Genomic DNA, 12,553 nt, shown 5'->3' with positions numbered 1-12,553 from the left:
TTATCGTGACCTGAACGTGATTAATTCAGGGATATCTAGTATAGTATCGGCGACGCAGTTTATGCTGCTGAACTTTTGACATACGTAGAATAAAATGTTGTTTTAGTGATAAAGCAAGGTTAAATAAATGGCATATAATAAAAAGAGTCCTGTAAAAGACTTGGATCGCATCGATCGCAACATTCTTAATGAATTACAAATTGATGGACGCATTTCAAATGTGGAACTATCTAAAAGAGTAGGATTAAGTCCAACTCCGTGTTTAGAAAGAGTGAAACGACTCGAAAAGCAAGGATATATCAATGGCTATACCGCCTTGGTCAATCCTCATTTCTTGGGTGCATCCCTACTGGTATTCGTGGAAATCACTTTAAGCCGTGATACTCCCGAAGTATTTGATAAGTTTAATCGCGCTGTGCAACTGTTAGATGATATTCAAGAGTGTCATCTGGTTTCTGGTGACTTTGACTACTTATTGAAGACGCGTGTTTCTGATATGTCAGCTTACCGCCGTTTACTCGGTGAGACGCTGCTGAAATTACCTTCTGTATCCGATACCCGTACTTACGTGGTGATGGAAGAAGTGAAACACACTAGCCGTGTCGCGATAAACCATCTGCTCTCCGATATTTAATACCCTGAACGTTTACAATAAGGGGCCTAGGCCCCTTATTTATTCCTACGTTAGCCGTTTCGAACTCAAAAATGACCTTGCTTAGCCCTTAGGTTTGCCAGCTTAAGGGCGAATTTTTATCTGGTTTTTATCTTCTCAATAGCGCGTAAATTGGTTGCGTAATAGCCAGTTAGTGCTGAAAACCTGTGCTTTAGCTCATTAGCGCCGATTTTTTGTCTTGTACCAGTAATTCTTAGGATAAAAACGCCCTAAGATGCTCCACATTTAGTGGGATTCTGGTATCGTTAGCCCACCTGTTTTCATTTTTATGGATTAAGTCGTTTGTCTCAAGGAAATAGTGTACGCACGCTCTCAGGGCTGCAGCGTCTGCTCGAAGGCGGACTCATCATTTGCTGTGTTTTAGCCACCTATATTTTGCTTGCCTTAACCAGTTTTAGTCCGTCCGATCCGGGCTGGAGCCAGTCTCATTTTCAAGGCGATATCAAAAACTGGACAGGTGCAGTCGGGGCGTGGATTGCCGACATTCTGCTGTACTTTTTTGGCGTCACTGCTTACATCATGCCGATCATTGTGGCCTCCACAGGTTGGCTGCTTTTCAAACGCGCCCATGATTTATTGGAAATTGACTACTTTTCAGTTGCACTGCGCATCATAGGTTTTCTACTGCTTATTCTTGGTTTTTCAGCATTAGCCAGCATGAATGCCAATAATATCTATGAGTTTTCCGCAGGTGGCGTGGCAGGGGATGTTATTGGCCAAGCCATGTTGCCGTATTTTAATAAGCTCGGTACGACCTTGTTGCTGCTGTGCTTCTTAGGCTCGGGCTTTACGCTGTTAACTGGGATCAGCTGGTTGACAGTGGTCGAGAAGGTCGGCTTTGTCTCCATTTGGTGTTTTAGAAAGCTCAAGCGTCTGCCGCAGGCGTTAAAACGCGAGCGTGAAACCGAAGATACCCGCGGTTTTATGACGGTCGTTGATAAGTTTAAACAGCGCCGTGACTCACAGCATCAACTTGAAAAAGCCCGGGTGCGTGAGCCTGAGGTTGCACCGAGTCGTATCTTTACGACTCGCTCCGCGAAGGAAGAAGAGGCCAGCGACGAAATCATCACCGAAACAAGCTCCGGTAAAGGTAAGCTGTCGGCGCTCGCAAAAATCTTAAGTTTAAACAGCAATAAAGCCAAGGCTGAACCTAAAGGCCTGCAAAGAGTTGAGCCCCAATTAGATCAAGCCAGTGCCGTGGCTGAGCATGGGCATTTTGAGGCGCCGCCTTGGGTCGCCAAGCCAAAAGAAGCCGAGTTAGATTTAGATGATGAAACTGAGTTCAAGGCGCACGTTTTCGAAGATGAAGATGACGACGATGAACCCGTATTCCATCGTGAAACCATGCTCGATGACGAGGATGAAGACGAGTTAGGTTTTAACGATGAAGATGTCATCGATTTTGATACTAAAGCCTCAACGGGCGCAGTGACTCAGGCGCAACGTCAAAAAGAAGCGCCAAAGGCGAAGATTGTCGATGGTATTGTGGTTTTACCGGGACAAGAGGATAAACCTGTACCTGCAAAACCTATGGATCCGCTGCCAAGCATCAGCTTGCTGGATGTGCCTAATCGTAAAAAGAATCCGATAAGCCCTGAGGAATTAGAGCAAGTTGCCCGCTTAGTCGAAGCCAAACTTGCCGATTTTAACATTGTGGCCACTGTAGTGGGGGTTTATCCCGGTCCAGTGATCACCCGTTTTGAGCTAGATTTAGCGCCAGGTATTAAAGCCTCGAAGATTTCAAACCTCGCAAACGACTTAGCGCGTTCGCTACTGGCCGAGCGAGTGCGTGTGGTTGAGGTGATTCCGGGTAAATCCTATGTGGGTCTCGAACTGCCAAACAAGTTCCGCGAAACCGTGTACATGCGCGATGTGCTCGATTGCGAAGCTTTTACCGAGAGCAAATCGAACCTGACCATGGTGCTTGGCCAAGATATTTCCGGCGAGCCTGTGGTGGTTGATTTAGGCAAAATGCCGCACTTACTGGTTGCCGGTACCACAGGTTCGGGTAAATCGGTCGGGGTGAACGTGATGATCACCAGCTTATTGTATAAGTCTGGCCCTGAAGATGTTCGCTTTATCATGATCGACCCGAAAATGCTGGAATTATCGGTTTATGAAGGTATCCCGCATCTACTCTGTGAAGTGGTTACCGACATGAAAGAAGCGGCCAATGCGCTGCGCTGGTGTGTGGGTGAGATGGAGCGCCGCTACAAGCTAATGTCTATGATGGGCGTTCGTAACATCAAGGGCTATAACGCTAAGATTGCCGAAGCGAAAGCAAATGGTGAAGTGATTTTAGATCCTATGTGGAAATCATCTGACAGCATGGAGCCAGAGGCGCCAGCCTTAGATAAACTGCCATCGATTGTGGTTGTCGTCGACGAATTTGCTGACATGATGATGATTGTCGGTAAAAAAGTGGAAGAACTGATCGCCCGTATCGCCCAAAAGGCTCGTGCTGCGGGTATCCATTTAATCCTCGCGACCCAACGTCCATCGGTGGATGTGATCACGGGCTTAATCAAGGCCAACATCCCGACACGGATGGCCTTCCAAGTGTCTTCTCGTATCGACTCCCGTACCATTTTGGATCAGCAGGGCGCTGAAACCTTATTGGGCATGGGTGACATGTTGTATTTACCGCCCGGCACTGCGGTGCCAAACCGCGTCCATGGTGCCTTTATCGATGACCATGAGGTTCACCGTGTGGTGGCCGATTGGTGCGCCCGGGGTAAGCCACAATACATTGATGAGATCCTCAATGGCGTGAGTGAAGGTGAACAAGTGCTCTTGCCGGGTGAAACCGCCGAATCCGATGAAGAATACGATCCGCTTTATGATGAGGCCGTCGCCTTCGTGACCGAAACTCGCCGCGGTTCAATTTCAAGCGTTCAGCGTAAATTTAAGATTGGTTATAACCGCGCAGCGCGTATTATCGAACAAATGGAAATGCAGGGCGTGGTCTCGGCTCAGGGCCATAATGGTAACCGCGAAGTGCTGGCACCGCCGGCCCCGAAACACTATTAATGTTAAGCTAGATGTCAGTTTGAACTCGCCATAATGCGGCGAGTTCAACTTTTAGTCCAAAGGATACCTATGAAAAAACTGTTGTGTGCTGTGTTGTTATCACCATTGTTATACAGCAATGCAGTATTGGCCGATGACGCAAAGCAATTACGCGAAACCTTAAACGGCACTGAGTCACTCAAGGCGGATTTCAAGCAAACCGTTACCGATATCAATAAAAAGGTTATCCAAACGGGCGCGGGTGTATTCGCACTGGCCCACCCAAACCAGTTCTATTGGCATTTAACCGCGCCCGATGAATCCCAAATTGTCGCCGACGGTAAAGATTTATGGATCTACAATCCCTTCGCCGAAGAAGTAGTGATTATGGATTTTGCCGAAGCCATTAATGCATCGCCCATCGCCTTATTGGTTCACCGCGATGACGCCACTTGGTCGCAATATAGCGTGACCAAGAAGCAAGATTGTTATGAAATCAAACCTAAGTCCACAGATGCCGGGATCACCTCGGTCAATGTCTGTTTTAACAAAGGCACACTGAATAAATTTAATGTGCTCGATGATAAAGGCAACCTAAGCCAATTTGACTTGAGCAATCAACACAGCATTAGCGCTGCGGATAAATCGCTGTTTAAGTTTGTGTTGCCAGAGAACGTTGATGTGGATGATCAACGTCTTAAAACCCAGTAGGTTAGCGCGTGAGCAGTTTATCGTTTAATTTTGCGCCTGATTTTCGTCCCTTAGCCGCGCGTATGCGGCCAAGGACGATTGCCGAGTATATCGGTCAAGCCCATTTGTTGGGGAAGGCCAACCATTGCGCCAAGCATTAGAAGCGGGCCGTGCCCATTCGATGATGTTATGGGGACCGCCGGGCACAGGTAAAACGACACTTGCCGAACTTATTGCCCATTATTCCAATGCCCATGTTGAACGCATTTCGGCGGTTACCTCGGGTGTAAAAGACATTCGCGCCGCCATCGAGCAGGCCCAAGCCGTTGCCCAATCCCGTGGACAACGCACCTTGCTGTTTGTCGACGAAGTGCATCGCTTTAATAAGAGTCAACAGGACGCCTTTTTGCCGTTTATTGAAGATGGCACTGTGATTTTTATAGGGGCGACCACTGAAAACCCTTCATTTGAAATCAATAACGCCTTACTGTCGCGGGCACGTGTCTATCTTATCAAGCGCTTAAGCCAAGACGAGATAGTGCATATCATCACCCAAGCCTTAACGGATACCGAGCGAGGTTTAGGGCAGCGTCAGTTAATTATGCCAACGGATGTGCTCAATAAGCTGGCGCAGCTCTGTGACGGTGATGCGCGCAAGGCGCTAAATCTGCTTGAGTTGATGAGCGATATGGTGGCCGATGGCGGCAGTTTTACCACTGAAATGCTGGTACAAGTCGCAGGCCATCAAGTGGCGGGGTTCGATAAAAATGGTGATCAGTTTTACGATTTGATTTCGGCGGTACACAAATCGATTCGCGGCTCGGCGCCCGATGCCGCATTGTATTGGTTCTGCCGCATTCTAGAAGGCGGCGGCGATCCGTTATATGTCGCCAGACGCTTATTAGCCATAGCCTCGGAAGATGTGGGCAATGCCGATCCTAATGCCATGACAGTCGCGCTCAATGCCTGGGATTGTTTCCACCGTGTCGGACCTGCCGAAGGTGAGCGGGCGATTGCCCAAGCGATTGTGTATTTAGCCAGTGCGCCTAAGAGTAATGCCGTTTACACCGCCTTTAAAGCGGCGAGGGCGCTCGCCCGCGAAACCGGCCAAGAGGCCGTGCCTTATCATCTGCGTAATGCGCCGACCAAACTCATGGCGGAAATGGGCTTTGGCGCCGAATATCGCTATGCCCACGATGAACCCAATGCCTATGCCAGTGGCGAGAATTATTTCCCCGAATCCTTACAAGCATCGCAATTTTATTTCCCGACCGAACGCGGATTTGAGAAGCGGATTAAGGACAAATTGGCGCAATTAGCGCAATTAGATCAAGCCAGTGGGAGAAAAAGGTATGAATAATCTCCTACTTGTGGCCCTAGGTGGTTCCATTGGTGCGGTTTTTCGCTATCTTATTTCAATATTCATGATCCAAGTATTTGGCAGCAGTTTTCCTTTTGGTACACTGTTGGTCAATGTCCTCGGTTCATTTTTAATGGGCGTCATTTACGCACTGGGACAAATGAGTCATATCAGCCCAGAACTCAAAGCCCTGATCGGCGTTGGCCTGTTAGGCGCTTTGACAACGTTTTCAACTTTCTCAAACGAAACTTTATTGCTGATGCAAGAAGGAGATTGGTTGAAGGCGGCTTTGAATGTGGTGTTGAACCTAAGTCTATGTTTGTTTATGGTTTACTTAGGCCAACAACTGGTTTTTTCTCGCATTTAACTATTAAGAATATATCACATGTTAGATCCTAAATTTTTGCGCAACGAATTAGCAGTTACCGCTGAGCGATTAGCTACCCGTGGTTTTATTTTAGATGTCGCTCATCTCACTCAATTAGAAGAAAAACGTAAGTCACTGCAAGTGGCGACTGAAGAGTTACAAGCTTCGCGTAATGCTATTTCCAAGTCCATCGGACAAGCAAAAGCCCGCGGCGAAGATGTGGATGCCATCATGGCGCAGGTTGGCGATTTAGGTGCGCAATTAGATGCGAAGAAAGTCGAGCTGGCTGCGGTACTTGAAGAAGTGAACGCGATTGCCATGTCGATGCCAAACCTGCCGGATGAGTCTGCGCCTATCGGTGCTGACGAGACTGAAAACGTTGAAATCCGTCGCTGGGGCACACCACGCAGCTTCGATTTCCCTGTTAAAGATCATATCGACTTAGGTGAAGGCCTAAACGGTTTAGATTTTAAGAGCGCAGTGAAAATCACTGGCTCGCGCTTTATCGTTATGAAGGGCCAACTCGCCCGTTTAAACCGCGCATTAGGTCAGTTCATGTTAGATCTGCACACCACTGAGCACGGTTATACCGAAGCTTACGTGCCATTACTGGTTAACGAAGCAAGCTTACTGGGTACTGGCCAATTGCCTAAGTTTGGTGAAGACTTGTTCCACACTAAACCTGCGACCGAAGAAGGCCAAGGTTTAAGCCTGATCCCAACCGCAGAAGTGCCATTAACGAACTTAGTGCGTGACAGCATTGTCGATGAAGACGAATTACCGATTAAGTTAACCGCGCATACCGCCTGTTTCCGCAGTGAAGCCGGCTCATACGGTAAAGATACCCGTGGTCTTATCCGTCAGCACCAATTCGATAAAGTGGAATTAGTGCAATTGGTTAAGCCCGAAGACTCAATGGCAGCGCTCGAAGCACTAACGGGCCACGCTGAAACCGTGCTGCAACGCCTCGGTCTGCCATACCGCACAGTGATCCTGTGTACTGGTGACATGGGCTTTGGTTCAAGCAAAACCTACGATATCGAAGTGTGGTTACCAGGCCAAAACACTTACCGCGAGATTTCTTCATGTTCAAATATGAAGGATTTCCAAGCGCGTCGTATGCAAGCCCGTTACCGCGTTAAGGCCGATAACAAGCCAGCCTTGCTGCACACCTTAAACGGCTCAGGCCTAGCGGTAGGTCGTACTTTAGTGGCGATTTTAGAGAACTATCAAAATGCCGATGGTAGCGTGACCATTCCTGAAGCTCTGCGTCCATACATGGGCGGACTGACTCAGATCGGTTAATTGGCGTAACACAACACCATGGATAAAGGTCAACGTTATCTTCGTTGGCTTTCCTACACCGCTGTCATCGCCGTGTTTTGCGCCGTGATGTTGGCCACCCTAGGTAAAGCCGTCTGGGTTGTGTTAGAAAACGTGAAATAGCACGACTCAAATAAAAAGGTATATTCCAGTGGAATATACCTTTTTTGTTAGCAGAAGTGATTAAACCTTAAATACACTTGGCAGGTTTAGGCAGGCCCGCAATCTTTGTCGCCTGTTTGGCAGGACCAACAGGAAAGAGGGTATAGAGGTACTTAGAGTTACCTTTATCCGGCCCTAATGTTTGACCAATGGCTTTGACTAACACCCTGATCGCAGGGCTGGTTTTATATTCCAGATAAAAATCTCGAACAAAGTGGATCACTTCCCAGTGGGCACTGGTCAGTTCAATCTGTTCTTCTTGGGCTAACAGCGGCGCCATATCCGGCTGCCAGTCGGCGATATTCTTTAAATAACCTTGATGGTCGCGTTCAATTTCGACGCCATTGAATATAAGCGGATTTACCACGTGATCACCTTATCGTGCTGCAAAGATTGAGCGACAAACTCGTTGTAATCAATCTGACTAATGTTTTTAAGACGTTCCGTTAAGCCGCGGGCGATGACATCGTCTTTCAGCACCATCACTTTAAAGGGCGATAGCGCCATGGCCCATTGGCGCAGTAATAATGCGTTAACGCCATCGCTCGAGAGTAAAATCGCATCCTCTTTGCAAGCATAACGCAGGCAAAGTTTGAGGGCATTGTCTCGGCTGGGCGAGGTTTGGATATGATGTAAAATCATTAGAATACTAAGACCTCATCGACGGCTTTTAAGTGAGCCGAGATGGCTTCATCGTTTAAGATAGTCACCGGAATCGACAGCAAGCCATGGCTTAAGCCGTAGTCACCTAAGGACTGTTTGCAGGCGAACACTGATTCGATGTCGTACAGCGGGAGCGCTTTTAGCGCGGCGAGGTAATCTTTACCGCCGATAAGCTCGGGTTGTTGGTCTTTTAGCAGATGCAACACGCCTTCATCGACAAACACTAAACTCACTTCTTGCTCAAAGCTGGCGCTTAACAGGGCAAAGTCTAAGGCTTCGCGGCCCTTAGTGGTGCCATGGGGCGCGCTTCGGAACAATATACAGATTTTTTTCATAACATTTCCGAAGCTTAAAAGCAGATCAAACGATCGGCTGATTCAATTCCCGTGACCAGTTCACCTAGTCCACCCATAATAAAAGAATGTTCAACATTCCAGTGGCTTAAGCCGTTCTCCTGCGCCTCTTGCTGCGAGACTATGCCACGTCGTAACGCCGCTGAAACACAGTTCACTAACGAGACTTGATGCTCGGCTGCCAGTTGTTTCCAACCTTTAACCACATCATATTCATCGGATGCGGGTAAGTTAAAGTCCGTCGAGTTATACACGCCATCCTGATAGAAAAACACGCAGACAATCTCATGTCCGCTTTGCAGGGAGGCTTGGGTGAAACGTAGGGCATTCACACTTGCCGACGTGCCATAGGCTGGCCCGTTTACTTGGATAATAAATTTGCTCATCATAAAAAAAATGGCCCTAAAAGTAGGGCCATTTTAGCGTAAGTTTCCCGAAAAGGGGATTAATCATCGTTACCAATGCCAAGCAAATGCAAAATGGCAATGAACAGGTTTAAAAAGTCCAGATACAAGGAGATAGTGGCGCGGATATAGTTAGTCTCGCCACCATTCACGATACGGCTAGTATCGAACAGGATAAAGCCGGTCATTAACAGCGCAAGACCCGCGTTAATCGCCATAAAGGCCACACTGTTACCCACGAAAATGTTAATCAGCGCAGCGGCGATCACCACAATCAATCCGGCGAACAGGAAACCACGTAGGAAAGAGAAATCTTTCTTCGTCGTGACTGCATAGGCCGAGAGCGCAATAAAGATAACCGAGGTTAATCCTAAAGCTTGCATGATAAGCTCAGAGCCATTGGTCATGCCAGCGTAGTGGTTAAGCATGTAACCTAATGAGGCGCCTTCCATACCAGTAAAGGCAAATACCCAGAAGATGCCCGCAGCCGAGTCAGCTTTGCGTAGGGTAACGAACAGCAGCACTAAACCACCGATAGATAAACCGAGTGACATCAGAGGGCTGATATTGAGTGCCATCGCTAAGCCTGCACACAATGCAGAGAAGGCGAGGGTCATGGCCAACAATAAATAGGTATTTTTAAGAAGTTTATTCACTTCTAGGGTGGATGCACTCGCTGAGTACAAGGTTTGCTGAGTCATATCTTTCTCCATTAGCTTTTAAATCCAAACTGATCATTTTGATTTTTAACGGGAACGAGAGTTCCCATCAATATCGCAAATCCAGTAAAACTGGGTGAATACTACCGAAAACAGCGCTGTGCTTAAAGGATTCACGCCACAAATAACAAGTTGTAATGACTGATTTTTCTGTGCGGCCTAACGCTTAAGGCGTATTTCGTTACACCAGTGCAACACAAAGACTTTAAAACAAGCTTAATCCTGTGGTAATACGGAAATATTACGCCAGCCATTCACGGTGTAATTTATCAGTATCCCCTAAGTAGTCGAGTACCCAAGCAAGGGCGGGCGACATCTTATCGGCGTTCCAAGCGAGGCAACAGGGGCTGGTTAATTTCGGATTTTCAAGCTGCTTTTCAACCAAGGCGCCCGCTTTAATAAATACGCTGGCCAAATGTACTGGCATATAGCCGATACCTAATCCCTCTCTAAAGCAGTTAATAGCGCGGATCCAATCCGGCACTACGAGTCTGCGTTGATTCTCCAATAACCAGGTCATGCGCTTAGGAATTTCCCGCGAGGTATCTTCCAAACAAATGGAGGGGAAGGGACGCAATTCATCATCGGTCAAGGGCCGGTCAATACTGGCTAAGGGATGGTTTTTACTCACCAAAAATGCCCATTGAATGTCGCCCATGTCTTTATATTGGTATACGCCCCCAACAGGGATCGCCGTTGTTGCACCAATGGCGATATCACTGCGACCGGTCGCAAGCGCCTCCCACACCCCGTTAAAGACCTCGATGCGGATGATAAGCTCAATATCATGGAAATGACGGTAAAAGTCGGCAATTAATACGCTAATTCTGTCGGCGCGCACTATGTTATCTAAGGCGATAGACAATGTGGGTTGCCAGCCGTTGGCCACACGCTGGGTGCCGCGTTTCATTTCATCCATTTGAGTCAGCAAGTTTCTGGCTTGCTTAACAAAATGCTCTCCCGCGGGGGTCAGGGTCACGCTGCGGTGGTGGCGCTCAAATAACACTACGCCAAGTTCTTCTTCGATTTGTTTAACGGCATAACTGACCGCAGAAGGGACCTTGTGCAGTCGATTGGCTGCCGCCGTAAAACTCCCAACACGGGCCACGATATCAATGAGTTCTAACGCTTGTTCCGAGAGCATAGCTGACATCCATTGTGATGAAAATAATTGATAGCATCTGTCAAAAATAAACGTTTCCAATCAAATTAACAAGTATTTAGACTGCACGCCTTAAGTCTTTTGACATGATTATTTTATGAAAACGTCTAGTAATATCTTTGTAAATATGAAGTTTTTTATATTTTTATTCTATTTGGCCTTATTAAGCATGTTAGGATTTATTGCCACTGACATGTACTTGCCTGCTTTCAAAGCAATTGAAAGTTCGTTCAATTCTTCACCGTCTCAAGTGGCGATGTCGCTCACCTGTTTCTTGGCTGGTTTAGCCTTAGGGCAACTGATTTATGGCCCTTTGGTCAGTAAACTCGGCAAACGTTACGCCCTGATCCTCGGCCTTGGCATTTTTGCGCTCGCCAGTGTGGCCATCGCCAATAGCGACTCGATACTGATGCTGAACATCGCTCGCTTCTTCCAAGCCGTTGGCGCCTGTAGTGCAGGGGTCATCTGGCAAGCGATTGTGGTCGAGCAATATGATGCCGAAAAAGCCCAGGGGATTTTCAGTAACATTATGCCGTTAGTGGCATTATCACCCGCATTAGCCCCCATCCTTGGCGCTTATATTCTGAACGATTTTGGATGGCGTGCAATCTTTATCTCATTGTGTGTGATTGCCTTTTTATTGGTGTTGATGACCTTATACTTCGTGCCGAGCCATGCAGAGCATAAGGATGCTAAGCCAAGCGCTGTTTCCTACGGCAAGATTTTGAAAAATACCCGTTACCTAGGCAATGTGGTGATTTTTGGTGCCTGTTCGGGTGCGTTTTTCGCATATCTTACTGTATGGCCGATTGTGATGGAGCAACACGGCTATCAGGCAACAGAGATTGGGCTGAGCTTTATTCCGCAAACCATCATGTTTATTGTGGGCGGATACGCAAGCAAGTTATTGATAAAACGCATTGGTGCCGACCGTACACTCAACGTATTGCTGGCCATTTTTGGACTCTGCGTTATCTCGATTGTGTTTTTCACCTTATTAATGAAGGCGGAAACCATTTTCCCACTGCTGATTTCCTTCTCGATACTCGCAGCGGCAAACGGGGCGATTTATCCCATAGTAGTGAACAGTGCTTTGCAGCAATTCACTCAAAATGCGGCTAAGGCGGCAGGATTACAGAACTTTTTGCAAATCACCATCGCCTTTGGCGCCTCGAGTTTAGTCGCACTCTGGGCAAGTTCAGGAGAAGTCGCCATTGGTTGGGGCATTCTGAGCTGTTCATTAGTGGTGATCTTGGGTTACCTGTTAAAAACCGAGCAAACTTGGGCGGATTTTGCCAAACACTTTACTGCGCCGGATCCTGCTCGTCTTGGGATCAATGCAGATACGAAGCAAAATCAAGCAGATTGAATGTAATACGAGCAGTTAGCGCATAATTATCAGTTAGTGCTTTACAGTCAGTAAACTAACTTATATTATGCGCATCGTTCGGAGGGGTGGCAGAGTGGTTTAATGCACCGGTCTTGAAAACCGGCGTGGGTTTATAGCCCACCCAGGGTTCAAATCCCTGCTCCTCCGCCATATTCTACGGAAAAGCCATCAGCAATGATGGCTTTTTTGTTTTTGCAGTTCCGGAAATTGAACCCTAGGGTTCCTCATGCTAACCACAGTACCTTCACCAAATTCAGATAAAAAGGCCGCTAATGATT

At 47.4% G+C, this 12,553-nt stretch carries 13 protein-coding genes, 1 tRNA gene and 1 pseudogene; 9 read left to right on the top strand and 6 right to left on the bottom strand.

Translation table 11 applies throughout. From position 1 onward, the window contains the following. Positions 1-127: 127 nt before the first annotated feature. The 7 genes and pseudogenes from lrp to ACUZ8J_RS10695 all read left to right on the top strand — a co-directional run bounded on the left by lrp (position 128) and on the right by ACUZ8J_RS10695 (position 7,545). Positions 128-634, top strand: coding sequence for a leucine-responsive transcriptional regulator Lrp (lrp, locus tag ACUZ8J_RS10725; protein ID WP_007647640.1), 507 nt, complete (start codon positions 128-130; stop codon positions 632-634). 321 nt (positions 635-955) lie between these two features. Further along, positions 956-3,703, top strand: a complete 2,748-nt coding sequence (locus tag ACUZ8J_RS10720) for a DNA translocase FtsK 4TM domain-containing protein (RefSeq protein ID WP_446693809.1) — start codon at positions 956-958, stop codon at positions 3,701-3,703. 69 nt (positions 3,704-3,772) lie between these two features. Next, on the top strand, positions 3,773-4,393 hold the full coding sequence (gene lolA / locus ACUZ8J_RS10715) for an outer membrane lipoprotein chaperone LolA (RefSeq protein WP_446693808.1): 621 nt from the start codon (positions 3,773-3,775) through the stop codon (positions 4,391-4,393). Between the two features lie 8 nt (positions 4,394-4,401). Next, positions 4,402-5,732: pseudogene (locus ACUZ8J_RS10710) on the top strand (replication-associated recombination protein A). Continuing rightward, positions 5,725-6,099: a fluoride efflux transporter CrcB gene (crcB, locus tag ACUZ8J_RS10705; protein WP_011622732.1), complete on the top strand. Its 375-nt coding sequence runs from the start codon at positions 5,725-5,727 to the stop codon at positions 6,097-6,099. The pseudogene ACUZ8J_RS10710 and the gene crcB overlap by 8 nt, the downstream one beginning before the upstream one ends. Positions 6,100-6,117: 18 nt before the next feature. Next, positions 6,118-7,404 (top strand): serine--tRNA ligase, encoded by a 1,287-nt coding sequence (gene serS, locus ACUZ8J_RS10700; protein ID WP_446693807.1) that lies wholly within the window; start codon positions 6,118-6,120, stop codon positions 7,402-7,404. Positions 7,405-7,422: 18 nt separating this feature from the next. Then, positions 7,423-7,545, top strand: a complete 123-nt coding sequence (locus ACUZ8J_RS10695; RefSeq protein ID WP_011622734.1) for a hypothetical protein — start codon at positions 7,423-7,425, stop codon at positions 7,543-7,545. A gap of 67 nt (positions 7,546-7,612) precedes the next feature. On the opposite strand, the gene ACUZ8J_RS10690 is transcribed toward ACUZ8J_RS10695, so the two are convergent. The 6 genes from ACUZ8J_RS10690 to punR form a co-directional block, all read right to left on the bottom strand. Beyond that, positions 7,613-7,951, bottom strand: coding sequence for a TusE/DsrC/DsvC family sulfur relay protein (locus ACUZ8J_RS10690; protein ID WP_446693806.1), 339 nt, complete (start codon positions 7,949-7,951; stop codon positions 7,613-7,615). Continuing rightward, positions 7,945-8,226: a sulfurtransferase complex subunit TusB gene (tusB, locus tag ACUZ8J_RS10685; protein WP_011622736.1), complete on the bottom strand. Its 282-nt coding sequence runs from the start codon at positions 8,224-8,226 to the stop codon at positions 7,945-7,947. The genes ACUZ8J_RS10690 and tusB overlap by 7 nt, the downstream gene beginning before the upstream one ends. After that, the gene (tusC, locus tag ACUZ8J_RS10680; protein ID WP_011622737.1) at positions 8,226-8,582 is read right to left on the bottom strand and encodes a sulfurtransferase complex subunit TusC; all 357 of its coding nucleotides are present in this window, start codon (positions 8,580-8,582) and stop codon (positions 8,226-8,228) included. The genes tusB and tusC overlap by 1 nt, the downstream gene beginning before the upstream one ends. A gap of 14 nt (positions 8,583-8,596) precedes the next feature. Next, a complete protein-coding gene (tusD, locus tag ACUZ8J_RS10675; RefSeq protein ID WP_037419061.1) occupies positions 8,597-8,986 on the bottom strand; it encodes a sulfurtransferase complex subunit TusD in 390 nt (129 codons plus the stop codon). A gap of 59 nt (positions 8,987-9,045) precedes the next feature. Next, positions 9,046-9,705, bottom strand: a complete 660-nt coding sequence (locus tag ACUZ8J_RS10670; RefSeq protein WP_011717039.1) for a Bax inhibitor-1/YccA family protein — start codon at positions 9,703-9,705, stop codon at positions 9,046-9,048. 259 nt (positions 9,706-9,964) lie between these two features. Continuing rightward, positions 9,965-10,867: a DNA-binding transcriptional activator PunR gene (gene punR / locus ACUZ8J_RS10665; RefSeq protein WP_039977075.1), complete on the bottom strand. Its 903-nt coding sequence runs from the start codon at positions 10,865-10,867 to the stop codon at positions 9,965-9,967. 115 nt (positions 10,868-10,982) lie between these two features. On the opposite strand from punR, the gene punC reads away from it, so the two are divergent. After that, positions 10,983-12,254, top strand: coding sequence for a purine nucleoside transporter PunC (punC, locus tag ACUZ8J_RS10660; RefSeq protein WP_446693805.1), 1,272 nt, complete (start codon positions 10,983-10,985; stop codon positions 12,252-12,254). Positions 12,255-12,334: 80 nt separating this feature from the next. Next, positions 12,335-12,425 (top strand) — tRNA-Ser (locus ACUZ8J_RS10655). Positions 12,426-12,553: the final 128 nt, after the last annotated feature.

Source organism: Shewanella sp. Koi 1 (assembly GCF_052907445.1).
The sequence above is the reverse complement of the archived record's forward strand: the minus strand, read 5'-3'. Positions and strand labels throughout refer to the sequence as shown.

Coding starts and splice junctions, on each gene's coding strand:
- tusD (WP_037419061.1), bottom strand. CDS start 8,986: ATGAGCAAATTTATTATCCAAGTAAACGGGCCAGCCTATGGCACGTCG.
- lrp (WP_007647640.1), top strand. CDS start 128: ATGGCATATAATAAAAAGAGTCCTGTAAAAGACTTGGATCGCATCGAT.
- lolA (WP_446693808.1), top strand. CDS start 3,773: ATGAAAAAACTGTTGTGTGCTGTGTTGTTATCACCATTGTTATACAGC.
- punR (WP_039977075.1), bottom strand. CDS start 10,867: ATGCTCTCGGAACAAGCGTTAGAACTCATTGATATCGTGGCCCGTGTT.
- serS (WP_446693807.1), top strand. CDS start 6,118: ATGTTAGATCCTAAATTTTTGCGCAACGAATTAGCAGTTACCGCTGAG.
- ACUZ8J_RS10670 (WP_011717039.1), bottom strand. CDS start 9,705: ATGACTCAGCAAACCTTGTACTCAGCGAGTGCATCCACCCTAGAAGTG.
- tusB (WP_011622736.1), bottom strand. CDS start 8,226: ATGATTTTACATCATATCCAAACCTCGCCCAGCCGAGACAATGCCCTC.
- ACUZ8J_RS10695 (WP_011622734.1), top strand. CDS start 7,423: ATGGATAAAGGTCAACGTTATCTTCGTTGGCTTTCCTACACCGCTGTC.
- punC (WP_446693805.1), top strand. CDS start 10,983: ATGAAAACGTCTAGTAATATCTTTGTAAATATGAAGTTTTTTATATTT.
- tusC (WP_011622737.1), bottom strand. CDS start 8,582: ATGAAAAAAATCTGTATATTGTTCCGAAGCGCGCCCCATGGCACCACT.
- crcB (WP_011622732.1), top strand. CDS start 5,725: ATGAATAATCTCCTACTTGTGGCCCTAGGTGGTTCCATTGGTGCGGTT.